The organism is Bradyrhizobium genosp. A (assembly GCF_049949275.1).
Classification (GTDB): domain Bacteria; phylum Pseudomonadota; class Alphaproteobacteria; order Rhizobiales; family Xanthobacteraceae; genus Bradyrhizobium.
On the sequence record NZ_CP188196.1, the window covers coordinates 1,677,874 to 1,701,672 of the forward strand.

A 23,799-nucleotide genomic window follows, 5' to 3' on the forward strand; every position below is an offset into this window, starting at 1 on the left:
GTTGAGTTGAAATGGCTGATTACTATCCGCTGATCGCCCGCGCTATTTCCGCCCTGGACCCCAACGCTCCCGGCGAAAGCCGGCGCGCGCTCTATGAGCGGGCGCGCACGGCCCTGATCGCGCAGCTCCGCAGCGTGCAGCCGCCGCTCTCCGAATCCGAGATCACCCGCGAACGGCTGTCGCTGGAAGAGGCCGTCCGCAAGGTCGAATCGGAAGCCGCCCAGCGGGCCCGCGAGGCCTCGCGCCCCGCTGGCGGCGCCCGCAGCGGGAGCGGCAGCGGCGATGCGTTCCGCCGGGCCAGCGTCCGTGCGGCCGACAACGACCCGCCCGCATCTCCTCAGTCGGCCGCGCCGCCGCGGGCCCGTCCCGCCGCACCGCCGCCGCGCAACGATCGCCCGCCGCTCGGCGGCGACGACCAGAACGACGCTCCGCGTCCGCCGCGCGCCCCGCGTTTCGATGCGCCGCGCCAGCCGGCTCCGCCGGAACCGCCGGCCGGGCGCTCTCCTCCGCGGCGCCCGCAGGAGGGCGGACCGCCGCCGCCATTGCCGCCGGCGCCGGGCGTGCGCGGCTTCCGCGACATCACGGCCGACGTCAACGATCTCGGCGGTGCCGCCGCGCAGGCCAATCGCGCCGCGCGCCGCACCTACGCCAATGTGCCCTCGCCCTCGCCGGAATTCGACCGACTCGAGCCGAGCCTGGAAAACCGCGCCGCCGAACCCGACGCGCCCTATTCCTATGACGAATCGATGGAGGAGGCCGAGCGCTACGCGCCGCAGCCGCCATCGTCGCGCCCGCGCATTGCGCCAGATCGCAATGCCAAGAAGCCCAAGCGCACAGGCTCCATCTTCCCGTTCAAGAGCGCGATCGCCATCGGCATCGTGCTGATCCTGGTTGGCGCCGGCATCCTCTGGGGCAAACAGCTGGTGCAGACCGCGACCAATTTGTTCAAGCCCTCGCCGACCCAGGTGGTGGAGGCGCCGAAGGATGCTTCGCAGCCGCAGAGCAAACCGAAGATTCCGGATCGCGTCGGCCAGCCCAGCGACCAGCCGGCCGCGCCGGTGGCGCAGAAGGTCGTGCTCTATGACGAGGATCCGTCCGACCCCAAGGGCAAGCAATATGTCGGCTCGGTGGTGTGGCGGCTCGAGCCGATCAAGGCATCGGGCAACCAGAAGGCCGACATCGCCGTGCGCGCCGACATCGAGATCCCCGACCGCAAGTTCAAGATGACGATGTCGTTCCGCCGCAACACCGACTCGTCGCTGCCGGCGAGCCACACGGCCGAGCTGACCTTTATCCTGCCGCCGGACTTTCCGGGCGGCAGCGTCTCCAACGTGCCGGGCATCCTGATGAAGTCGAACGAGCAGGCGCGCGGCACGCCGCTCGCGGGCCTCGCCGTCAAGGTCACCGACGGCTTCTTCCTGGTCGGCCTCTCCAATGTCGACGCCGACCGCAGCCGCAACGTCCAGCTCCTGAAGGAGCGCTCGTGGTTCGACGTGCCGCTGGTCTATGCCAACCAGCGCCGCGCCATCATCGCCATCGAGAAGGGCGCCCCCGGCGAGCGCACCTTCAACGACGCCTTCGCGCAGTGGGGCGACTAGGCGAGCCGAGTTCTCTTCCGTCATTCCGGGGCGCGCAGAGCGCGAACCCGGAATCCATCGTGCAGCACGCGATGCGGGGAAATGGATTCCGGGCTCGACGCTGCGCGTCGCCCCGGAATGACGTCCAGCGGTCTATTGCGCGGCCGCTTCCCGCTTGCGCGATGCCGCGGCGGCTGCTGCCTCGCGGTCCATCACGGCGCGGCAGCCGGGGCTGACCTGTGCCTTTTTGTGCACCATGCAGGCCCTGATGCGCGGGATGTCCGGGATTTCACTGGAGCACAACCGCATCGCATCGCCCGAGCACATCTGCTGCGCTTCGGACGAGAAGGCGAGGCCGGGTGATGTCTGGATGACGATGGCGGTGGCGGCGAAGGCCAACAGCGAAGCGGTGGTCTTGAAGAGTGAAGCGATGGTGCGTGTCATGAAGAATGCGTCCCCGAGTTCCGTGGGTGAACCACTTTGTTTTGGGGCGCCGCACGCGGCTTGATCTGCCGCATGTCACAGCCTTCACGCCGGGAACTCAATCCCGCATGTGGTCGCTCGATCGCTTGATGTTCGAATCGAAAAGTGCTGCGCCGCCCGATTCGAGTATGCGCGATTGTCGCGAAGCTTCAATGGGAGACGCAAAGGAATTCGCAATTGTTGCGCGTCCGTCACGCAAAATGCGAAGCCCACCTCACATGCCGTTACATGCCGTGGCTCTCGAACACCTTGCTGCATGACTTCGACAGCTTGGCGCGGTTGGCCTGCAGGCAACCTTGTACCGCACCGTCATTGCCGAGGTCCTTGCGGCACAGCCGCGAGGCATCGCGCGAGCAGGCGTTCTGCTCCTGCGGCGTGCCCTTATGGCCTTGCGCGAAGGCAGGTGCGTTCGCCAGGCCGCCGAGGGCCGTCAGCGTGATCGTCGCCAGCGACAACAGTTTACGAGACATTGGCGGCTCCAGATCTGACAGGTGAATCTCAGGTCCAGTCTGAACCCGCCGCCTTGCCACTTGTTCCCCCAAACAGCCCGCAGCCCCGCTATCCAAGGTTCCCGCCGCGCTGCTATAAATGCCCTCGGGTTTGAGGAGTTCTGGATGAAACGCTATCTGGTGTTTGCGCTGGTTGGTCCGTTCTTGGGCGGCTTCCTGCTGCTGCTGACGACGACCTACCAGTCCGGCTACTGGACGCAGACCAACTGGGGCGAGGTCGGCAAGCTGTTCGTGGTTTTCTTCAAGACGCTGCAATACAGCTATCTGTTCGGCTTCCTGCCGTCGCTGATGATCGGCGCGGTGGATGACATCCTGATGCATGTCAGGCGGATCGGGCCGGTGCTGCGGATGCTGCTGGTCGGCCTGATCGCCTTCATCCTCGCCGCATTTACCTACAGCTCGCGCGGGTCGGATTCGGGGGCGGTACAGTTCATCCTGTACGGCCTGGTCGGCTTCGTGCCGGCGGTGCTGTCATCCTGGTTCGTGCATCACTATGTCGAGGAGCCGCAGCCGGCTCAGGCTGCGAGCTGAGCGCGCGACCTTCGGACGCGGCGCGGCAACCTCCTTCGCGCTCGTGCGTTCCGTAATGGCCATGACCATGCAAGACGACGACATTCTCGCGCCACGCAAGTCCCGCTCCGGGCCGCAATCGCGCGCCGATTTTTCGGGCCGCGAGGGGCGCGGGCCGATCATCGACCAGGACGGCCATGAGATCCGCCCTGAAACCCTGGAGCAGGGGTTTCGCGAGTTTCGCTTTGAGTTCGGCCAAGGTCATCCGTTCGCCAATCTGACGCGCGAGCAGCGAGTTGCGCGGCTCGAGGCGATCGCAAAGTTGCTCGACGTCGCCTTCATCCTGCCCGGCACCAACATCCGCTATGGCATCGACGGGCTGATCGGCCTGATCCCCGTCATCGGCGACATCATCACCACCGCGATTTCGCTGTGGCTGGTGCGCGAGGCGCGTGCCTTGGGCGCGCCCTGGTACATCACCGCGCGGATGCTCGGCAATGTCGCGGTCGACGGCGTGGTCGGCATGGTGCCGTTCGCCGGCGACGCCTTCGACGTCATGTTCCGCGCCAACATGCGCAACGTGCGCCTCTTGCGCCGCTGGCTCGACAAGCAGCCGCGGATCTGAGGTGCGAAGAATCTTGATGAATTCGATCGAGCGTCAGGCTCGGTGTGCCCACTCCAGGAACGCTCAACTATGCTCACCGTCTATGGCGAAGGTCGTGGCTTCCGTGTTGTTTGGCTGCTCGAGGAATTAGGATTGGCTTATCGGCTGCGCCCGGTCGATCTGCTGGCAGTCGAGATCGCGATTTCCTCGCGATCAACCCCGCCGGCTTCATTCCCGCACTGCAGGACGGCGAGACGATCATGGTCGAATCGATCGCGATTCTTGAGTACCTGCTCGCCCGCCACGGCTCAGGTTCGCTTGCCGTCGCCCCGGACGATCCCGCCTTCGCTTCCTATCTGCAATTTCTCCACTTAGGCGAGGCCGGGCTCGCCGGGCCGATGAACGCCGTCTTTGTCGGTCGCGAACTGGCGCCCGAAGCCGAGCGAGATGCCCGGGTTACCTGCTGGGCACTCGAAACCTTCGAGAGCCGGCTGGGGTTGGTTATCCGCCGCCTCGCGGATTGCCCCTATCTCGCTGGCGACCGATTCACTGCTGCCGATATCTCGGTGAGCTACGCCCTCCTGCTCGGCCTGCGAACTGGCAACTACGTCCCCGGTCCTACCGAGCGGGACTATCTCGCCCGCACGACGGCACGCCCTGCCTACGCCCGCGCGATGGAAAGCTGTCAGGCCACCAAGGCTTGGGCGGCGAGATCACCGGGATTGTAGTGCTCGCTTCAATCCGGCTGTGGCTCCGCGCTTGCGAGTCGACGGCCTGGAAACGCAAAAAGCGCGACAGCCTGTCGGCCATCGCGCTGTCTGCGCACATCGGAGGCTGGCGAAAACCTACGCCGCGTCGGCGTCGGTCTCGGCGGCGGCCGGCTCGGGCTTGCGGTGGCGCGGCAGCGGGAAAGCTTCGCTCTCATAGAGCGAGCGGATGCCGTTCTGGTCGAAGCGTGCTTCCTCGACCTGGAGATAGGCGCCGTTCAACGAATCCGTCGGCAACTGCTCCATTGCGAACTGCACGGCTTCGGCCGCGGTGCCGAACCGCCGATAGGTGAAGCCGGCACGCTTCTTCTTGCGGATCGCGGCGGGGAAGAGCTCGGCGGAAGTGTTGAAGTTGAACGGACGCAGTGGACGCATGGTCAAAGACCTCGTGATCTTCTCTGGGGCTTTAAGCGCGTGGGGTTTGGGACAGCGGAGGCCACAATCATGTGGGCCGCCGCACATGTCATTTTCGCCCCCTAATATAAGCCGATTTGACAAAATTGCGACCCCTGCGATGGGAGATGATGAATCCACGCATGGCAGGCCCGCAACTTCTGAAAACTAAGTAATTACAATATGTTATATGGTTTACAGCTTGCCAAGAAGCAGCAGGACGAGCAGCACCACCAGGACGACGCCGCCGATCCCCATGCCGGAATGGCCCATGCCGTAGCCATAGCCGCCGATCCGGCCGGACCAGCCGCCCAACAGATAGATGATCACCAGGATGATCAGGATGGTCCCGAGTGACATGGCGTCCTCCCTGGCGGCCGCCGGACTAGCTCATCGGCCACACCGCCAGAAAAGAAAAGCACATCGCGCCGCCGGGTTCCATCGGGGAACCCGACGGCGCGCAACCTTATTTCGGCTCCAGCTTCAGCGCCGCCGAATTGATGCAGTAGCGAAGCCCGGTCGGCCCCGGTCCGTCGGGGAAGACATGGCCGAGATGGCCGCTGCACTTTGAGCAGAGCACCTCGGTGCGGACCATGCCGTGCGTCATATCCCGCTCTTCGTCGATATGGCTCTCGACCGCAGGCGCGGTGAAGCTCGGCCAGCCGCAGCCGGAATCGAACTTGGCGTCGGACTCGAACAGCAAATTGCCGCAGCCGGCGCAGACATAGGTGCCGGCGCGATGGTCGTGCTCATATTCGCCGGAGAAGGGACGCTCGGTCGCCTTCTCGCGCAGCACCGCGTACTGCATCGGCGACAATTCGCTGCGCCACTGCTCTTCGCTCTTGATGACCTTGTCGTCTGTGGTTTTCGTCTTGGTGTCGGGCATGGATCTCCCGTTGTTTCAATGATCTCGCGATCAGTTGGTGGCCTTGCTGGCGCTCACCAGCGTCGGCTTCTCAATGTAGTTAGCCGCGAACAGTTTTTTCAGGTTCTCGACCTTCGGGATGTCGTTATAGGCGATGTAGGGCTGACTCGGGTGCAGCGTCAGATAGTCCTGGTGATAGGCCTCGGCCGGGTAGAACGCCTCGAGCGCGCCGACCTTGGTCACGATCGGCCTGCTGAATACCTTGGCGCCGTCGAGCTGGGCGATATAGGCCTCCGCGACCTTCTTCTGCTCGTCGGAGGTGGTGAAGATCGCCGAGCGATATTGCGTGCCGCTGTCCGGTCCCTGGCGGTTGAGCTGGGTCGGATCGTGCGCCACCGAGAAGTAGATCTGGAGGATCTTGCCATAAGAGATCTTCTTCGGGTCGAACTTGATCTCGACCGACTCGGCGTGGCCGGTGCGGCCGGTCGAGACGGTCTGGTAGTCGGCGGTTGCCTTGCTGCCGCCGGCATAGCCGGAGACGGCGTTGACGACGCCGGCCGTGTGCTGGAACACGCCCTGCACGCCCCAGAAGCAGCCGCCGGCGATCACCGCAGTCTGGATGCCATTCGCGGGTGCTGCGTCGACTGCGGGGGCGGGGATCACGACGGCGTCTTCCGCGGCCCGGGTCGGTGCGGCAAAGGCCAGCGTCAAGGCGGTGGTGGCGGCGAGCAGGGACAGGACGGAGCGGCGCATGGCGGATCCTCTTTCGGAAGGCCTGACAGTTTAGGGCGATTGAAGGCGGGCGAACAGCCTTCCCGGCGTTTTCAGACAAAGGAGATACGGGCGGAGGGGGCGATTGTTACGGGGGACAGACACGAGTCCGTGAAAAAAAGCCGCAACCCGTCGCCCGGCTTGGCGGCGTAGGGAACGCCGGGCTAGATGAACCGGCGCGATCGCTGATCGACTTAAAAATGTGGTGGCTGGAGCTGATCTGACAACATGCTGCGCGTCGTCCCCCTGCGAGGATTTTTATTTCGTGGCGGGGAAGTGAGGGCTGCCCGTGGGATGCGACGGCGGCGCCTCATTCGCGGTGCCGTAGGGTGGGCAAAGCGACTTGTCCGCCGTAGCTCGAAGAGCGAAGGCGGAAGCGTGCCCACCATGTTCATTACGTGTGTGGAGAGATGGTGGGCACGGCGCTTTGCGCCTTTTGCCCACCCTACGGGAGCGGAGTTCTAAACAACAATGCTCAACCGCTTCGCCGCGCGCGTGATCCCCGTATACAGCCACCTGGCGCGGCTCTCCTGAAACGCAAAACTCTCGTCGAACAGCACGACGTCGTCCCATTGCGAGCCCTGCGATTTGTGCACGGTCAGCACGTAGCCGTAATCGAACTCGTCATAGGGCTTGCGCTGCTCCCAGGCGATCTGCTCGATGCCGCCCTCGAAGCAATCGGCGCGCACCGAGACTTTTGTGACCTTGTGCCCAAAATCCTCGTCCGGCGACAGCCGCATGCTGAGGATGCGCGACTTCGAGCGCGAGGTGTTGCGCGACTTGACGCGCCACAGACCGCCGTTGAACAGGCCCTTCTTGCGGTTGTTGCGCAGGCAGACCAGCTTGTCGCCGGCGACCGGAAAGGTGTCTTCGATGTTCTGGCGCTGCCGCACCCGCATGTTGTACGCGCGTCGGGTGTTGTTGCGGCCGACCAGGACCTGGTCGGCGCCCATGACGCGATCAGGGTCGAGCTCTTTCCGCGACACCACCTCGCTCTCGCCGTAGCGGCCGATGTCGAGCTCGCGCCCCTCGCGCACGTCCATCGACATCCGCACGATCGGATCGTCCTGGGCCTGGCGGTGCACTTCGGTGAGCATCGCATCGGGCTCGGTGTTGGTGAAGAAGCCGCCGCCCTGGATCGGCGGCAGCTGTGCGGGATCGCCGAGCACCAGCAGCGGGCAGTCGAACGACATCAGGTCGCGGCCCAATTCGGCGTCGACCATCGAGCATTCGTCGATCACGATCAGCTTGGCCTTGGAGGCCGGCGCGTCGTCCCACAATTCAAAGCTCGGCTGCTCCTCGCCGGATTCACGGGCGCGATAGATAAGCGAGTGAATGGTGGAGGCGTCGTCGCAACCCTTGTTGCGCATCACCAGCGCCGCCTTGCCGGTGAAGGCGGCAAACTTCACCTCGCCGTCGACGCCGTCGGCGATGTGCCGCGCCAGCGTGGTCTTGCCGGTGCCGGCAAAGCCGAACAGGCGGAAAACCGGCGGCGTGCCGTTGCGTCCGGGTTTTGCTTTGAGCCAGTCGCCGACGGCTTTGAGCGCGGCATCCTGATGCGGGGTGAATGTGGCCATATCTGTCTTGAGGAGGGGCGAAACGAGGCGATTCGCCATCCCCCAAAACTAACCATTCGCCTAGATGGTTCAAGCGCAGGGCCATCGCATTTAAGCCTGTTCTCTGCGGCCCATCCTTCGAGACGCCCGCCTTTGGCGGGCCCTCAGGATGAGGACGGAGTGCGCGGCAGCAATTCCGGCAAGTAAAGAGGCCGGTCAGCCTCATCCTGAGGAGACCGCTGGAAGCGGTCGTCTCGAAGGACGAGGCGCTCGCTCAGGCCCCGCCAAGAATTCATATCCGATAGCCCTGAGTTCGAGCGGCGCAGACATCCTATTGCGCCGCGCATGTCGGGTAGATGGAGGGCAATGCCTTTCCGGATCAAACTGTCCGGTGCGACGACAGAGCGCCGCCATGACCGCAAGTGCAAGTTTAGATTGTGTACGCGCGAAGGCGATGCGAGAGTTGAGCTCTCGAATGGAGACCGGAGAGACTAGAAGGCGTGAAGGCCGAGACCGGCGTGACCCCGACCGAATTTCGGCGCGAGGCGCTGAGCCGGCCGAGAAGGCTGAAATCAGCCAACCTCGCCGAGAAATCGGCTAGTCGATTTTTTGGATCGGGTGAGAGAGTCCTGCCATGATCAGGCAAATTGCGGGGTGAAGTCGTTCTCTAGCAAGTCGAGGCTGTCCATGTCTCATCGGCCTTCCGCCACGTCCGCATCTGAACGGCTCCACGGTCTCGGCATCGCTTTCTGTCTCGACCAGCGCTGGATCAATGTGATGGGTGTGAGGACGCCGGATCAATCACTCATCACCAACGCGCAGGCCTGGATCGGCTTCGGCACCGCGTTCGGCATCGGCTGGCTGCTGCATCGGCAGATCGATCTGCTGCGGCTCATCGAGCGACGCTGGCTTCCTCACCTCCTGCTCGCGATCGTCCTGATCCTGATCAGCTTCGTGCTCTCCGGTGTGATGTTGTCCGCGCCGGGTGCACCGAAATTGCCGGTCAGTTTCGCCACACTCAGGCTTGTCTCCGCGATCCTCTATGCGCCGGCAATCTGGATTGCGACCTTCGCGGTCATCGGCCTCGCGCTCCGCTTCATGTCGGGCTTCAGCCCGACCTGGCGCTATCTCGCCGATGCGTCCTACTGGCTCTATCTGATCCACATGCCGATCGTGATGGCGCTGCAGGTCGCGCTGTCGCAACGCGACTGGCCCGCGCTGATCAAGTTCACCATCATTCTCATCGTCGCGATTCCGCCGATGCTGGCGAGCTATCATCTCTTCGTGCGCTTCACCTTCATCGGTGCGGTCCTGAATGGCCGCCGCGCCGAAAAGCGCGTTCTCCCGCATGGCGGAATTGCGACCGCGTAGACAGCGCCGCCCCACGCATTAAGATGCCCGCAACAAAAATAAGCGGGCAAGAAAACTTGCAAGAAAACTTGCAAGAAAACTTGGGAGAGACGTCGTCATGAAGTTCGGCATCTTCTATGAGCTGCAACTGCCGCGGCCCTGGGTGGCCGGCGACGAGCTCAGGCTTTACCAGAATGCACTCTCGCAAATGGAGCTCGCCGACAAGCTCGGCTACGACCACGCCTGGGTCGTCGAGCATCATTTCCTCGAGGAATATTCGCACTCACCCTCGCCTGAGTCGTTCCTTGCGGCCGCGAGCCAGCGCACGAAGAACATTCGCCTCGGTCACGGCATTCTCCAGCTCACCACCAATCATCCGGCGCGCGTGGCCGAGCGCGTCGCGGTGCTCGATCTGCTTTCCAACGGTCGCTGCGAATTCGGCATGGGCGAGAGCGCGTCCATCACCGAGCTGACGCCGTTCGGCCGCGACATGGAAACCAAGAAGGAGGTGTTCGAAGAGGCCGTCGCCGCGATCTTCCCGATGTTCAGGGATGCGGGCTCCGAGCATCACGGCAAGTACTTTGACATTCCGTTGCGCAATGTCGTGCCCAAGCCGGTGCAGAAGCCGCATCCGCCGCTGTGGATGGCGTGCTCGCAACTGCCGACCATCGAGCGCGCCGGCCGCCACGGCTTTGGCGCGCTCGGCTTCCAGTTCGTCAGCGCCGATGCAGCGCATGCCTGGGTGCACGCCTATTACAACGCCACGACCAAGCGGCTTCACAAGCTCGCCGATTACGAGATCAATCCGAACATGGCGCTGGTGTCGTTCTTCATGTGCGCCAGGACGGATGAAGAGGCCCGTGCGCGCGCCGACGGCGCCACCTTCTTCCAGTTCGCGCTGCGCTTCTACGGTGCTGCGCAGAACCGCCAGCGTCCCGCGCCCTACACCGTCAACATGTGGGACGAGTACAACAAGTGGAAGCGCGACAATCCGGAAGCGCAGGAGGCGGCGCTGCGCGGCGGCCTGATCGGATCGCCGGAGACGATCCGCAAGAAGCTCAGGCGCTTCCAGTCGTCGCATATCGACCAGGTCATCCTGCTCAACCAGGCCGGCAAGAACAGCCACGAGCACATCTGTGAATCGCTCGAGCTGTTCGGTCGCGAGGTGATGCCCGAGTTCCAGAACGACCCGGCGCAGGCGGCCTGGAAGCAGGGCGTGATGAGCGGCGAGATCAAGCTTGAAGAGATCGACACCGAGGCCTTTACCGACCGCTACGGCAAGCTCGCCATCAACGTCGCGCCGGCGAAGGCGGCTGCGGGGTAGGGATCCCGCATCTGGCATGGGCCCCGGCTCAGCAGCGCACCGCCTAAGAAGCGCTGCGCTGCGTCCGGGGCACGAGACCGTTTATCGCGGCGGTCACTCTCGTGTCCCGGACGCGCTGCAGCGCGTAGCGATGCGGCGCAGAGCCGGGACCCAGAAGCGGCGCAAGCCGGCGACGCCGACTTCCAGCCAAATCCCCTTGCTGCTATCTTCCGCCAAAAGAACTTTAGCGGAGGATCCCCATGCGGCCCCACACGATGGCCTCACATCCAGCTTCTGGCGACGTCACGCCCGCGGTGCTCGCCATTGGTCGTCCGGACTTCCCGAAGATTCTCATCGACACGCTGAGACGGCAGGCCGGCGTCGGCCATTGCATGGTGTTTGCACTGACGCGCGCCGGCGCGGCGAGCTGTCTGCTCGACGCCGGCAACATCCCGACCGGCGGCGATCTCGGCGCCGCCTATGCCGGGCAGTTCCACGAATCCGATCCCAATCGCGATGCGCTGTTCGAAGGCGAGGGCAGCGCGCCGATCGTGCTGCCGTCGTTCGCCCCGCGCATGTATGGCGCGCGCTACCGGAAAATCTTCTTCAGCGACTCCAACATTGTCGACAAATGTGCGACCGCGATCTGGACTGGCGACACCTGCTTCTATGTCAATTTCTACCGCATCACGGCGCAGGGCCGCTTCAGCGATTCCGAGCGCGCGCGGCTGCAGGCGATCGCGCCGGCGATTGGCGCCAGCGTCGCGCGTCATTTCCAGCAGGCCGGCACCGCAACGCCCGACCAGAACCTCGCCGCGCTGTTCGCGACGCGCGCGCCACTCTCCACGCTGACGCCGCGCGAGCAGGAAGTCTGCCGCCACATCCTGCTCGGTCTCAGCTCCGAGGCGATCTCGCAAGCGCTCGGCATCAGCCTGCACTCGACCCTGACCTACCGCAAGCGCGCCTATGAGCGGCTCGGTATTTCCGCGCAGAACGAGCTGTTTTTGATCGTGCTGGGCTTGCTCGCCGGGCCTGGCCGCCTGAACTGAGGGATACGCTAAGTCCGCGATCTCTGCTTCCGAGAGCAAAGCGGACACGGGGCCGGCCACCGGGACCGTCGCCTTGTGACCCAACTCGGACATGGTCTGCCCGATAGACACCCGCTATTCCCGAGCCTAGACTTTGCCTGAAGCCACACTGGATCAGGACGATCTCTGTGACCGAGGCGCGCGTCGAACGACGGCTGGCTGCCATCCTCGCTGCCGATGTTGCGGGCTACAGCCGCCTGATGGGTGCGGACGAGGAAGGCACGCTTGCCGCGCTCCGGGCCCACCGGCGGGACATTCTTGATCCCAAGATTGCCGCGCATCGGGGCCGTATCGTCAAGGCCACCGGCGATGGGCTTTTGGTTGAGTTCGCAAGTGTCGTTGACGCCTCGCGTTGCGCTGTTGAGCTTCAACTGGGCATGAAGAAGCACAACATCTCTGTGCCGCAGGATAAGCGTCTTGAGTTTCGGATTGGGATCAATATCGGCGACATCATCATCGAAGACGACGATATCTTTGGCGACGGCGTAAATGTTGCCGCCCGACTTGAAGGACTAGCCGAGCCGGGTGGCATCGTCATTTCCGCCGCTGCCCATGATGCCGTGTTGAATCGCGTAAATGCAGAGTTCCGCGACCTCGGTGGACTGTCGCTAAAGAACATCGCGCGCCCTGTCCGTGCATTTCAGGTCGTGTTCGGACCGGGTGACGATGCAAACGCTGTCGATGCAATAGACCGTTCCCGGCACCCGCAGACCGGTTCCGCCGCCGAGGGGCCGTCGATCGCCGTTCGGCCGTTCAAGGTTCTGTCAGAAGATCGCAAGCTCGAATTTCTCGCCGAAGGGTTGGCGGAAGACGTTATCGCGCTGCTCGCACGGGTACCCGGCTTTTTCTTGATCTCTCGGGCATCGTCTTTTGCTTTTCAAGATCATGAAACGCCAGCTTCAATCGTCGCCCAACAACTGGGGGTTCGCTACGTGCTGGACGGAAGCGTTCGAGGTGCTGGCGACCAAGTTCGCGTTTCGACCCAACTTGCCGAAGCCGCAACCGGCCGCATTCTCTGGTCCGGGAAGTTCGAGGCCACCCGAGCCGAAACGCTGGAACTACAGGACGACATTGCACGCGGAATAATGATCGAACTTGAGCCTGCGCTCACCCAGGCACAGGTCACCGTCATCCAGCGTCAGCGTCCGGAGAATGTCGATGCCTGGGGCTGCTACCATCAGGCCGCAGGCGCGCTCGGAGGCAAGGGGTGGAACGAGCTGGCTGTTACGGAGGCACAAAACTTTCTCCGACGGGCGCTCGAACTCGATGGCAACTTCGCGCTTGCGCGCGGGCAACTGGCCCTTCTATCGGCGCTGGCGCAAAACACGGGGCTGGTCGAACATTCAGCGGAGCGAACCCAAGAGGCGCTAACGGCGGCCGAAATGGCGATTGCTGCCGATACAGGTAGTTCCGAAGTCTTGGGCTATGCCGGCTGTGCGCTCGCCGATCTTGGGCATGCAGAGCGGGGGGTGGAAATCCTGAGGCAGGCTGTGGAGATAGATCCAAGCAATGCCCAGGCCGAGGTAGCTCTCGGCGCAGCGGTCGCGATGATGGGCGATCTTGACGCTGGAGTTGCACGTATGCGCCACGGGATTAGGCTTAGTCCCCGCGACAGGCGGTTGGGATTTTGGGGCTGGGCGCTGGGCGCTTTTCTGCTGCGTTCCGGCCGACCGGATGAGGCGCTCGAAGAGGCTCGCATCGCCGCACGACGAGATCCCCGCCTTTTCCTGCCGCCGATCCTTGAAGCCGCGGCTCAGGCCGCGCTGGCGCGGACCGAACTCGCCCGAAGCGCTCTGATGTCAGCGAGGCGTCTGCGGCCGCAACTTACGCAGCAAGAGATCGAAAAGTCTCATGGACGGCGCGTGGCCAGGATGCTGTCAGATGTTTGGGACCTCGACTAGATAGGTTTTCCCCCGCAAGCATGCGATCAACCCAACGCATGGCTGACGTCGCCAATTGGCCCATCTCGATCATCGCGACGAGATCTATTGATGTCCGCTTTCAGGAGCGAAGCTGGCGTTTGGCTGTCGTCCACCCAGAAGCGGTCATATGATGCAGAGGCGGCCTCTCTTCCAAGAACCAGCATAGGGGGAAGGACCGTGGATGTCACAGAGGAACGCTTTGGCTTGCGTAGCGTTCTTTGGTTTCCCGGATAACCAAAAAGAGGAAACACCGCTATGTCCAAGAAAGCAGCCGAGCATCACAGACAATCGTCTGAGCATCATACGCATGCCGCGCATCACCACGGTGAAGCAGCCAAACACCATGAGGCCGGACACCACGAGAAAGCGGCACATCATGCACATACCGCAAGGGGGCACGCGCTTCACGCCAGACATCACTCCGATGAAGCTGCCAAATCTCACGCGGAGGAACATGGCAAGAAGTAGACAGTGCGCAGTTAACGGTTGATTAGAGGCCGCTCAGTGGGTGGTCTCTGTTAGTTCGCCGGATGCGATGTCGCCTTGTGGCCCGAATGAGACCTTGCAACCAGCGCTGAAGTTGTCCGCTTCCCGGGGTTGACCGGGAGTCATCGTGGAAGGACCAAGCCGACGCGATTGACCCAACTCGGAAGTGGAACTTGCATAGCGGCAGGACGCGCCCGTCGCCCCGCGAACGATTCCTTTTCTTCCCGCGTTGACACCAAAACGGCCGGTGCTAGGGTTTTTCGATGAGGGGAATCCGGCCAACGCGAAGCCTCAAGCCCGTTGCGATGATCGCCGGGGTGATCTTCGCAGCGCTTCCGGCCAATTCCCTCCGTGCCGAGGTCCGCGTGCAAGGACAGGCAGGCGACGTGCGCGTCGAGGCGCACAATGCAACCGTTGACGAGATCCTGGCGGCGTTGAGTGAGCGCTTCGCGCTCCGCTACCGCAGTTCCGCGGGAGGCGACAGCGTGACCGCGACGTTCGAGGGCCCGCTGCGCCGCGTCGTGGCGCGTGTGCTCGATGGATACAACTATTTTATCGAGACTCGCGGCGAAGGGCTCGAGGTGGTCGTGCTGGGCGCGGGATCGAGAAACGCGGTGCCGGCGCCTGTCTTTGCGCCGCCTACCCATCCGGCGAAACACGTCCGGCGCACCGACTGACCGCGCGGATTGGCGGCCTGCCAGCGTGGCGGCGCAGTCGCGGATCTAAGCCGCAGCAAGGCACTCCCGGACTGCTGAAAGAGGCCGGGGTTTGCCCGGCCTCTCGTCGTGATGCATTCGTCAACTTTTGGAGTCGCTGAGCTCCCTGGTCGCGACGGGCTGAATCGTTCCATCGCGTCGGGGTCTTGGCTTAGTCTATCGCATCGTCGTCGTCGCGGTCGTCGTCGTCATCCTTCCCCTCGATCTTATGCTGGAAGACAGCGACGCATCCGTTGGTGGCCTGGCCGCAAAGGCCTGCTCCTACAGCGGTCGTGTCGCCGCCGATGACGACCGAAGCCGGTGCAACCTGCGGAACGAAGATCAGGTTGCGCTTGGAATCGGCCGCCACCGAATGCGAGTTGGAGCTTTGCGGGATGGTTTCGATCAGCTGGTTGGATTTGGCGTCGATCACGCCGAGCACGGCCTGCTGCTGGCTCGCGGTGGCGCAGTTGCCCCCGGGGGGCGGGAACGCCTTGCAGTTCCGGCTTGACCCCGTGTAGTAGCGGTCGTCGCCCCAGTTGAACCATACCTCGTCGGACCCGGTGATGTCGGCGATGGGGGTCTGCTTCTTGCTGACCGCGTTGATGACCAGTTGGATCACGTCGTTCGGATTGTTCTGCGGCGTGCAGCCGAGCAGGATGTTGGCGTCCGGACCGACCGTGGAGCCGTTCGGCGAGCAGCCATTGAGCGGGATGACGCCAGTGTTGGTTGCCGGATTGAATGCACCGAGTTGCGTGGTTGGCCCAGTCACGGTTTTCGGATCGATCACGAGGACGCCACCGTGGCAGGTGATCGGCCCGGAAAGCTGCCCGTAATTGCATCCGGTCGGGTTGTTGGCGATGATCGGTATCGAGTTGAAGAAGCGCTTCGTCGTCGGGTCCCAGCTCGGCTGCTCGAGCGACAGCCCGGCGCCCGAGGGGATGATCGTCTGATCAACAATGATCCGGGCGATGATGCCGACGTGGTTCTTGGCGGCGTTTCCGTTTGCCGCGAATAGCGTCGCGAAGGGTGGATCCTCGGCGTTATTGGCCACGAGCAACAGCTTGCCATTCGATGTGAGGGCCATCTCGTCCACCCGCGTGGTCCCGCCGGTCGAAATGCTGGCCACGGCCGTCGAAGCCCCATCGAGATCAAACACCTTGAGGGTGCTGTCGCCGTCGCCCGCGTACAGCCAGCGGCCGCGGCTCACGACGCCGTCCGGTCCCGAAATGCTGTTGTTGACGGTGCCACTGGGATTGTGGACAGCCCCTTTGAAGCCGGGGAGCACCCGCTTCCACTTCAGGTTCTGGGTATCGATGACCTCGACCCCGGCATTGGAGCGATCCGCGAAATACATTTCGGCGCGCTTCGGATTGACCCAGCTGATGTCGAACGACTGCAGCGGCATTCCCGGGATCTGGATCGCTGTCAGACATTTCGTCTGTGTGGTGGTCGGCGCCCCCGGACCGCTGCATGGCGCGGCGAACGAGCTCGTAGACGCAACCGACCATAGCCCGGCTGCCGCAGAGGCATAGAGATAGGCCCGCAGATTTCTAGACATGCTAATCCTCCCATAAGGAATTTAGTTGTCAGTGCGTGCCCCGAACCCGAACGGACGATACTACCGATGACGATAAATACGCAACAGCACACGCTCTGGGCGATCGGGCGGAAGAGAAGTCCGAAGGAGAATTCGAACGGCGCTCCACTATTCTTCCGTTTCGACAGGCGGTTGGAGGGTCGAAAGTCTGGTCCGCTTCTACTGATGTTTTTTTGCTGCGATGCACGATTTCTCAAGGCGCCTTCAACGATGTCGTGTGCTGCGGGAATGCGTCCTGGGTGCCGGTCGAACAGTCATTGCTTGCGAGCGCCGATGAGATCGGTCGAATAGGACGCGGAATTGCTGCTGTGCATGAGTTTGGAATTGGCCCGTGTGAGACACGCCGGTGGCGGTCTGACGATGTCCGTTCACGGGGGTAGACCGGAAGAGAACGGCACGCGGCCAAAGTGACGCGATTGACCCTGAACAGACATAGGGCCTAGCCGAAGGCCGTCTGCCATGCTTTCATCGGCGTGGTTGAGTTTCTAGTTTCGGGGACTTTGTTGACGGAAGAACGGGCAGAAAGGCGTCTAGCGGCTGTTCTGGCGGCCGATATTGCCGGATACAGCCGCCTCATGGGTGCCGACGAGGAAGGCACCCTGGTCCGGCTCAAGGCAATCAGAAAGTCTCTTGTCGATCCAACCATCGCCGCACATCGCGGCCGCATCGTTAAGACGACCGGCGACGGCATGTTGGTGGAGTTTGCCAGTGCCGTCGATGCCGCGCGTTGCGCGCTCCAAGTCCAGCGCGGAATGGCCCAGCAGAACGCCGAAGTGCCGAAGGATATACGGATCGAGCTCCGCATCGGCATTCACATCGGCGACATTATCATCGACGACAACGACATATTTGGAGATGGGGTCAACATTGCCGCGCGCCTTGAGGGCATTGCCGAACCGGGAGGCGTCTGTATTTCCGATGACGCGCAACGTCAGGTCCGCCGCAAGGTCGATATCGCTTTCGAGGATATGGGTCCGCAGAATTTGAAAAATATCACCGAACCGATGCGCGCGTGGCGATTGAAGATGGGCGCGAGCGCTTCGGCGGCAAGGTCGACCAAGCCGCGCGTCGAGAGCACACAAACTCAAGCTCTGGCCCTACCTGACAAGCCTTCAATTGCTGTACTGCCCTTCCAGAACATGAGCGGTGATGCCGAGCAGGAGTATTTCGCCGATGGGATGGTGGAGGAGATCATAACCGCGCTGTCGCGCATCAAATGGTTCTTCGTCATCGCTCGCAATTCGAGCTTCACCTACAAGGGAAAAGCAGTCGATATTATGCAGGTTGGTCGCGAACTCGGCGTCCGTTACGTGCTCGAGGGAAGCGTGCGAAAGGCCGGCAACAGAGTTCGTATCACCGCTCAGCTCATTGAGGCAGAGACCGGGTTTCATATTTGGGCTGACCGATTCGAGGGTGACTACAACAACATCTTCGAGTTGCAGGACAATATAACGGCTGCTGTCGCTACTGCGGTTGAGCCAAGGTTGAACCTCAGAGAACTCGAACGCTCAAGCCGAAAACCTACGTCCGACTTGAGCGCGTACGATTATTGTCTGCGAGCCCAACCGCTTTTTTTGCGGGGCGGTGACGCCCAAAGCAATATGAACGCGGAGAAATTGCTACGACAAGCGATTGCGATTGACCCACGGTACTCTACTGCCCTGGCATATCTGGCAGATTGTATTGGACGGCAGTGTGTCAGGGGTACCAAGCCTTACGACGAGGGCATTCTTGAGGCCGCCAAGTTCTCGCAGCAAGCTGTGGAAGCGGACCCCGAAGACGCCACGGCACTAGCCGTTGCTGCTTGGGTCTTCTCCGTCTTTATTGGAAGATTTTCGTTAGCCCGAGGATACGCTGAGCGTGCGCTCCAGCTCCAACCAAATTCAAACTTCGTCTGTACAAACGCTGGTTACGCTTTCATGTATTTTGGTGAGCTAGGAATTGCACGTCAGGCGCTTGAAAATGCGTTTCGTCTGAGCCCGCTTGATCCTCGTCTTTGGTTCAATTTCCTGGCCCGCGGTATGGTCGCCTTTTTCGAAAAGGATTTCGAAGAGTCGCTGAGTTTGCTGACACGCGCAAGCGATCTCTTTCCTACGGCACCAGTTCCATGGCGTTACAAGGCGGCAACGCTGGTGCACTTGGGCAGGCTCAAGGAGGCCCAAGACGCCGTCAAGGTTGCTCGGTCGCTTGAGGCGGCGCCGTCCCTGAAGGAAGTTTCGGACCGAACTAAATATGAACACTCGTGGATGTTAGAGCTGTATTTGGATGCGTTAAAAAAGGCCGGGTATGAGTGAAGCAAATAGGCAAGGGACTCGCCTGACCGCTGTTGACCCACAACGGACATTCGACCGGTTGGACCAACAGAGATAGATCGCATACGCTCGGCTTGAGGGCATAGGGGCGGGATTGGCAATGAGGCGACGTGAGTTCATCGTTGGCGCGGGTTCGTTGGTCGCCGTATCGCGTGCAGTGGCCCAGCAGCCACGCGCCAGCAGGCGGCTCGCCATCTTCAGTCTGTCCGAGTCCACGACGCTGATGAATGAGCGCAGCGACAATCGCTATTATCGGGCACTATTCGCGGAGCTTCGCCGCCTGGGGCACGTTGAGGGACAAAATCTTCTCATCGAACGCTATGGTCGAGAGCAAAACACGTTCGGTCCTGCTGCCTTGGCGTCGGAGGTGGTCCGCAGTAATCCCGATGTCGTTTACGTCGTTGGACCCGGCACGCTGCTTTTCAAACAGCAGACGGACAGACTACCCATCGTTGCGCTGACCGGAGACCCCGTGGCGGTCGGGCTCGTGCAGAATTTAGCTCATCCCGGCGGTAACATCACGGGCGTCAGCGTTGATACCGGCCCTTCCCTCTATGGGAAACGGATTGCGCTACTTCGCGAAATACTTCCGGGCATGTCGAAGCTGGCCTACCTCACGCTACGGATTGACGCGATGGGTTCTTTCATGAGCGCCGCGGCCGCCGCGGCTGGCATTACGCTTGAGGTTGCACCACTAGAACTTCCCACCAGCGAAACGGCTTATCGGGAGGCGGTCGCTCAGGCTGCGCGCAACGGCGCGAGTGCAATCATGGTCGGAGACAATCCGGACACCATGACAAACCGCGTCTTGATCGCCAGTTTGATCGGGACGGCAGGTCTCCCGGCGATGTATGCGCTTCCGGAGTTCGTCGATGCGGGCGGATTAATTGCCTACTCGTTTGATCTAGTGGAACTGAACAAGCGGGTGGCCAACGACATCGACGCCATCCTACGCGGCGAAAATCCCGGTGATATTCCTTACTATCAGGCGTCCAAGTTCGAATTATCTCTCAACCTCAAGACGGCAAAGGCGCTTGGGCTCTCGCTGCCGCCAGCGCTGCTCGCGAGCGCCGACACCGTGATCGAGTAGTTCCGACCGATGGCACGAACGATCATTGTGAGTGCCTGCGCCGAAGTTCGGAAACGCCCGCTCTCCGGCGTAGGTCGTGACTTCCGGCTCTGGATCTTAACGTACGTTGCGCTCGTTGAGGCCCGCTGTTGTGGGTCTGCGGACCCGCTATCGTGCCCGCACGCCTCCAACCTACGGAGACACGCCCCAACTGTCTGTCCCTATCGTTAGGGACAGACGCCGGCGCCGAAGTTCGCTAGTCTGACCTGAATCACACGAGAATCCAGGGGAGACCGCCTTGAGCACCGCGCCGCGCATTGACATCGACTCTGTCAGCTTCTGGGCCGATCCCTATCCGATGCTCGCCAAGCTGCGAAAAGAAGCGCCGATCGCGTTCGTGCCGCAGCTCGGCTCGACGTTGCTGAGCTGTCGCGACGACATCTCGATCTCCGAGAAGCAGATCGACGTGTTCTCCTCACACCAGCCTGCAGGCCTGATGAACCGGCTGATGGGCCACAACATGATGCGCAAGGACGGCGAGGCGCATCAGGTCGAGCGGCGCGCGATGTTTCCGACGGTGTCGCCGAAGACGGTGAAGGCGCACTGGACCGCGCTGTTCCAGGCCCACGCCGACCGCATCATCGAGGCGATCGCGCCGGGGAGCCGGATCGATTTCATGCGCGACTTCGCGTTGCCGTTCTCTGGCGAATGCCTGAAGTCGATCACCGGCCTTACCAATATCGGCTTTGCGGACATGGATGCGTGGTCGCAAGGCATGATCGAAGGCATCGCCAATTACGGCGGCGATCCCGCGGTCGAGGCACGCTGCCACGCCGCGACCTCGGGCATTGATGCCGCGATCGACGACATCCTGCCGGTGATGCGCAAGAATCCCGACCAGAGCATTCTCGGCGTACTGCTCGCCTCCGGCATGGCGATGGAGAGCGTGCGCGCAAATGTAAAGCTCGCGATATCAGGCGGCCAGAACGAGCCGCGCAAGGCGATCGCCGGCACGGTGTGGGCGCTGCTGACGCATCCCGATCAGCTCGAGCTCGTGCGCAAGGGCGAGGTGTCGTGGCTCGAGGCCTTTGAGGAATACGCCCGCTGGATCTCGCCGATCGGCATGTCGCCGCGGCGTATCGCCAAGCCGTGGTCGATCCGCGATGTTGCGTTCGAGACGGACGAACGCGTGTTCCTGATGTTCGGTTCCGCCAACCGCGACGAGAAGCACTTTGAGCGCGCCGACCAGTTCGACGTGCGGCGTGACACCTCGAAGAGCGTCGCTTTTGGCGCGGGGCCGCATTTCTGCGCTGGCGCCTGGGCCTCGCGCGCCATGATCGCCGACGTCGCGCTGCCGACATTGTTCGCGTGTGCCAGGCACATTGAGATTGCCGATGACGAGCCGGTGCGGATCGGCGGCTGGGCGTTCCGGGGCTTGCAGAATTTGCCGGTGAGATGGCTGCAATAGCCCGGCACCCGGCGGTCCATTCCGAATGCCGCCATCACGCCATCTTGCCCCTGTTTTGCCCGACGTGTCAAATCTATTTCGGATAATTCGTAAGCTGTTGTTTTCGCACGCTCCGGCTACTGTGCATGGGGTTGTTTTCACGTTTTGTGTTCCCGCCGCGAGTCTGAGATTGAATGCGCACGGCGTTCACATTCGCGTGCAGAAAAATTCCATCCTCATTCGCTTCGCCGCTTGAAAGATTAATCATGCGCGTTGCCGCGCGCGCAGTGCGCGCGTCGCTATTTTTCCAGCCGTCTCGACACCTCAGATAACCCGCACCATCATCCTCGAACGTGATGGTGATGGCCGCGTGCGGCTTGGGGTGTGGAATGCAGCGTCGTGACTTTTTGAAACTGTCCGTTGGAACTGCGGCAGCCGCAGCTGATCGAGATGGGGCGCATCTATGGCATGAGCGACGGCGAACTGTTCCGCCGCGTGATTTTTCCGGGCGCGTTGCCCTCGATCTTCGTCGGCATCCGCTTCGCGCTCGGCATCATGTGGCTCACGTTGATCGTCGCCGAGACCATCGCGGCGTCCTCGGGCCTCGGCTACATGGCGATGCAGGCGCGCGAGTTCATGCTGATCGACGTCGTTGTGCTCTCGATCCTGATCTACGCCCTGCTCGGCAAGCTCGCCGACAGCGCCTCCCGCGTGCTGGAGCGGGCGACGCTCTCCTGGCACCCCGCCTTCCAGAAACGTTGAGAGTGACATGCAGACAGCGCTTCGTACCTCCCTTCCCGAGTCCGAGCTCGCCAGCCGCGCCAGTTTTGCGCCTCACGGCCGTGTGACGCGCGAGGAGCGGCCGCTGCATGTGAGCAGCCTGCCGCTGAGCATCCGTGGCTTGCGCAAATCCTTCGGCGACAATGAGGTGCTGCGCGGCATCGATCTGCACATTCCGGCCGGCCAGTTCGTCGCGATCGTCGGAAAGAGCGGTTGCGGCAAGAGCACGCTGCTGCGCCTGATTGCCGGCCTGGAAAAGATCGACGCCGGCAGCATCAGTTTTGGTAGCGACGTCCAGGCAGAGGACATCCGCGTGATGTTCCAGGAGCCGCGTCTGTTGCCCTGGGCGCGCGTGCTGTCCAATGTCGAGGTCGGTCTCGGCCGCGATCGTGCATCCGATGATGCGCAGTTGCGTGCGGAGAAGGCACTCACCGAGGTCGGGCTTGTCGACAAGCGTGACCAGTGGCCCTCGGTGCTGTCGGGCGGCCAAAAGCAGCGCGTCGCGCTCGCGCGCGCGCTGGTCTCCCATCCGCGCGTGCTCGCCTTCGACGAGCCGCTCGGCGCGCTCGACGCGCTGACCCGGATCTCGATGCAACGGCTGCTGGAGCGGGTCTGGCGCGACCAGGGCTTTACCGCGATCCTGGTGACCCACGACGTCTCCGAAGCCGTCGCGCTCGCCGACCGGGTGCTCGTGATCGACGAGGGCCGAATTGCCCACGATGTCATGGTTAACGTGGCCCGGCCGCGCGCGCGGGGCTCCGCCGAGCTTGCGAGCCTCGAAGGCTCGATCCTGAGCCATCTTTTATCGGCGGACGATCGCACCTAGATAGAAGGGAACCCCGCTTCGGGGAGCATGCCATGAATGTAGTCCCGCGCGATCTCATGACCGAAATTCCCGTCTCGTCTGCCGATTTCCGCGGCGCCATGCGCCATCTCACCGGCGGCGTCAGCGTCATCACCGCGGGGCGGGGCAAGGACATCACTGGCATGACGGTTACGTCCGTAACGTCGCTGTCGGTCGATCCGCCGACGCTGCTGGTCAGCATCAACCGCGATGCCTCGTCTTTCCCGCTGATCCGCCGCCACGGCGCCTTCGGTGTGAATATCCTCGCAGCCGATCAGCTCGATATCGCCGAGCGTTTTGCCGGCAAGGGTGGCCTGAAGGGGGCCGATCGTTTCGCCGGCGCCCAATGGGTCACGGCCGTCTCCGGCGTGCCGCTGCTGGTCGGCGCGTTGTCCGCCGTCGATTGCGAGGTCGAGGAGATCGTCGAGCGGCACTCGCACGGCATCGTCATTGGCCGCGTCAGGGACATCAAGAACTCGGCCCGGACCGCGGCGCTTGCCTATTGGTACGGCCAGTATGTGGCCGTGGACCAGGACGAGGACGCTGCAAGGCTCGCGGAAGTCAGCGTTCCCGCGCGCAGCTTGCGCGGCGCCTGATCGCAGCGCCCAGGCTGGTCTTTTCTCGCTCATCGCTCTAGAAGCCCTTGAGCCTTCCATCCGGGACGGCCATGGAGCGGAACGATGAAGCGCGTCGCGACCTGGGCCTTCTATGCCGTCGGCGCGCTGGCGATCGCCTATCTCGCTCTCTATGCCTATGCGATGTTCCGCGGCCAGCCCTTCGTGCCGGGCGATCCCATCCACATTTTCCGAAAGCCCGACGCGCCGAACTATTCGTAGGACTTGAGAGGTCTCGTAGGGTGGGCAAAGGC

At 62.7% G+C, this 23,799-nt stretch carries 22 protein-coding genes and 2 pseudogenes; 16 read left to right on the forward strand and 8 right to left on the reverse strand.

Annotation, left to right across the window (positions count from 1 at the left end; genetic code table 11):
* Positions 1 to 11: 11 nt before the first annotated feature.
* Positions 12 to 1,598, forward strand: coding sequence for a hypothetical protein (locus ACP2YP_RS07845; protein WP_426423451.1), 1,587 nt, complete (start codon positions 12 to 14; stop codon positions 1,596 to 1,598).
* Between the two features lie 132 nt (positions 1,599 to 1,730).
* Here the strand turns inward: ACP2YP_RS07845 and ACP2YP_RS07850 are convergent, their stop codons facing one another.
* Positions 1,731 to 2,021 carry a hypothetical protein gene (locus ACP2YP_RS07850; RefSeq protein WP_426423452.1) on the reverse strand — a complete coding sequence of 97 codons (291 nt, stop codon included), beginning with the start codon at positions 2,019 to 2,021 and terminating at the stop codon, positions 1,731 to 1,733.
* Positions 2,022 to 2,284: 263 nt separating this feature from the next.
* Positions 2,285 to 2,530: a hypothetical protein gene (locus ACP2YP_RS07855; RefSeq protein WP_426423454.1), complete on the reverse strand. Its 246-nt coding sequence runs from the start codon at positions 2,528 to 2,530 to the stop codon at positions 2,285 to 2,287.
* A gap of 144 nt (positions 2,531 to 2,674) precedes the next feature.
* Between ACP2YP_RS07855 and ACP2YP_RS07860 the strand changes: the two genes are divergently transcribed.
* From ACP2YP_RS07860 to ACP2YP_RS07870, 3 genes and pseudogenes are all read left to right on the forward strand, one after another.
* The gene (locus ACP2YP_RS07860; protein ID WP_426423455.1) at positions 2,675 to 3,100 is read left to right on the forward strand and encodes a DUF5413 family protein; all 426 of its coding nucleotides are present in this window, start codon (positions 2,675 to 2,677) and stop codon (positions 3,098 to 3,100) included.
* 61 nt (positions 3,101 to 3,161) lie between these two features.
* On the forward strand, positions 3,162 to 3,704 hold the full coding sequence (locus tag ACP2YP_RS07865; protein WP_426423456.1) for a DUF4112 domain-containing protein: 543 nt from the start codon (positions 3,162 to 3,164) through the stop codon (positions 3,702 to 3,704).
* A gap of 69 nt (positions 3,705 to 3,773) precedes the next feature.
* Positions 3,774 to 4,411, forward strand: a pseudogene (locus tag ACP2YP_RS07870) (glutathione S-transferase family protein).
* A gap of 117 nt (positions 4,412 to 4,528) precedes the next feature.
* Here the strand turns inward: ACP2YP_RS07870 and ACP2YP_RS07875 are convergent.
* From ACP2YP_RS07875 to ACP2YP_RS07895, 5 genes are all read right to left on the reverse strand, one after another.
* Positions 4,529 to 4,825 (reverse strand): hypothetical protein, encoded by a 297-nt coding sequence (locus ACP2YP_RS07875; RefSeq protein WP_426423458.1) that lies wholly within the window; start codon positions 4,823 to 4,825, stop codon positions 4,529 to 4,531.
* Between the two features lie 213 nt (positions 4,826 to 5,038).
* Complete coding sequence (locus tag ACP2YP_RS07880) at positions 5,039 to 5,203, reverse strand: DUF3309 family protein (RefSeq protein ID WP_187436663.1); 165 nt, start codon at positions 5,201 to 5,203, stop codon at positions 5,039 to 5,041.
* Between the two features lie 106 nt (positions 5,204 to 5,309).
* Entirely contained in the window at positions 5,310 to 5,729 is a 420-nt protein-coding gene (gene msrB, locus ACP2YP_RS07885; protein ID WP_426423459.1) for a peptide-methionine (R)-S-oxide reductase MsrB, read from the reverse strand.
* Between the two features lie 30 nt (positions 5,730 to 5,759).
* Positions 5,760 to 6,461, reverse strand: coding sequence for a peptide-methionine (S)-S-oxide reductase MsrA (msrA, locus tag ACP2YP_RS07890; RefSeq protein WP_426423460.1), 702 nt, complete (start codon positions 6,459 to 6,461; stop codon positions 5,760 to 5,762).
* Positions 6,462 to 6,940: 479 nt separating this feature from the next.
* The gene (locus tag ACP2YP_RS07895) at positions 6,941 to 8,056 is read right to left on the reverse strand and encodes an ATP-dependent DNA helicase (protein WP_426423462.1); all 1,116 of its coding nucleotides are present in this window, start codon (positions 8,054 to 8,056) and stop codon (positions 6,941 to 6,943) included.
* A gap of 666 nt (positions 8,057 to 8,722) precedes the next feature.
* Here ACP2YP_RS07895 and ACP2YP_RS07900 point away from each other — a divergent pair.
* The 5 genes from ACP2YP_RS07900 to ACP2YP_RS07920 all read left to right on the forward strand — a co-directional run bounded on the left by ACP2YP_RS07900 (position 8,723) and on the right by ACP2YP_RS07920 (position 14,861).
* Positions 8,723 to 9,406 (forward strand): acyltransferase family protein, encoded by a 684-nt coding sequence (locus ACP2YP_RS07900; protein ID WP_426423463.1) that lies wholly within the window; start codon positions 8,723 to 8,725, stop codon positions 9,404 to 9,406.
* A gap of 97 nt (positions 9,407 to 9,503) precedes the next feature.
* Complete coding sequence (locus tag ACP2YP_RS07905) at positions 9,504 to 10,709, forward strand: LLM class flavin-dependent oxidoreductase (RefSeq protein ID WP_426423464.1); 1,206 nt, start codon at positions 9,504 to 9,506, stop codon at positions 10,707 to 10,709.
* Between the two features lie 239 nt (positions 10,710 to 10,948).
* Entirely contained in the window at positions 10,949 to 11,737 is a 789-nt protein-coding gene (locus tag ACP2YP_RS07910; protein ID WP_426423465.1) for a helix-turn-helix transcriptional regulator, read from the forward strand.
* A gap of 167 nt (positions 11,738 to 11,904) precedes the next feature.
* Positions 11,905 to 13,677, forward strand: a complete 1,773-nt coding sequence (locus tag ACP2YP_RS07915; protein WP_426423466.1) for an adenylate/guanylate cyclase domain-containing protein — start codon at positions 11,905 to 11,907, stop codon at positions 13,675 to 13,677.
* A gap of 812 nt (positions 13,678 to 14,489) precedes the next feature.
* The gene (locus ACP2YP_RS07920) at positions 14,490 to 14,861 is read left to right on the forward strand and encodes a hypothetical protein (RefSeq protein ID WP_426423467.1); all 372 of its coding nucleotides are present in this window, start codon (positions 14,490 to 14,492) and stop codon (positions 14,859 to 14,861) included.
* A 190-nt stretch (positions 14,862 to 15,051) separates the two neighbouring features.
* Here the strand turns inward: ACP2YP_RS07920 and ACP2YP_RS07925 are convergent, their stop codons facing one another.
* On the reverse strand, positions 15,052 to 16,440 hold the full coding sequence (locus tag ACP2YP_RS07925; RefSeq protein ID WP_426423468.1) for a hypothetical protein: 1,389 nt from the start codon (positions 16,438 to 16,440) through the stop codon (positions 15,052 to 15,054).
* Positions 16,441 to 16,982: 542 nt separating this feature from the next.
* On the opposite strand from ACP2YP_RS07925, the gene ACP2YP_RS07930 reads away from it, so the two are divergent.
* The 7 genes and pseudogenes from ACP2YP_RS07930 to ACP2YP_RS07960 all read left to right on the forward strand — a co-directional run bounded on the left by ACP2YP_RS07930 (position 16,983) and on the right by ACP2YP_RS07960 (position 23,767).
* The gene (locus ACP2YP_RS07930; RefSeq protein ID WP_426423469.1) at positions 16,983 to 18,773 is read left to right on the forward strand and encodes an adenylate/guanylate cyclase domain-containing protein; all 1,791 of its coding nucleotides are present in this window, start codon (positions 16,983 to 16,985) and stop codon (positions 18,771 to 18,773) included.
* 118 nt (positions 18,774 to 18,891) lie between these two features.
* Positions 18,892 to 19,881, forward strand: coding sequence for an ABC transporter substrate-binding protein (locus tag ACP2YP_RS07935; protein WP_426423470.1), 990 nt, complete (start codon positions 18,892 to 18,894; stop codon positions 19,879 to 19,881).
* A 277-nt stretch (positions 19,882 to 20,158) separates the two neighbouring features.
* Positions 20,159 to 21,328, forward strand: coding sequence for a cytochrome P450 (locus tag ACP2YP_RS07940; protein WP_426423471.1), 1,170 nt, complete (start codon positions 20,159 to 20,161; stop codon positions 21,326 to 21,328).
* A gap of 414 nt (positions 21,329 to 21,742) precedes the next feature.
* A pseudogene (locus ACP2YP_RS07945) lies at positions 21,743 to 22,069 on the forward strand (ABC transporter permease subunit); the annotation flags it as partial.
* Between the two features lie 7 nt (positions 22,070 to 22,076).
* Positions 22,077 to 22,913, forward strand: a complete 837-nt coding sequence (locus ACP2YP_RS07950) for an ATP-binding cassette domain-containing protein (protein WP_426423473.1) — start codon at positions 22,077 to 22,079, stop codon at positions 22,911 to 22,913.
* A gap of 32 nt (positions 22,914 to 22,945) precedes the next feature.
* Positions 22,946 to 23,527 (forward strand): flavin reductase family protein, encoded by a 582-nt coding sequence (locus ACP2YP_RS07955; protein ID WP_426423475.1) that lies wholly within the window; start codon positions 22,946 to 22,948, stop codon positions 23,525 to 23,527.
* Between the two features lie 84 nt (positions 23,528 to 23,611).
* On the forward strand, positions 23,612 to 23,767 hold the full coding sequence (locus ACP2YP_RS07960; RefSeq protein WP_426423477.1) for a hypothetical protein: 156 nt from the start codon (positions 23,612 to 23,614) through the stop codon (positions 23,765 to 23,767).
* Positions 23,768 to 23,799: the final 32 nt, after the last annotated feature.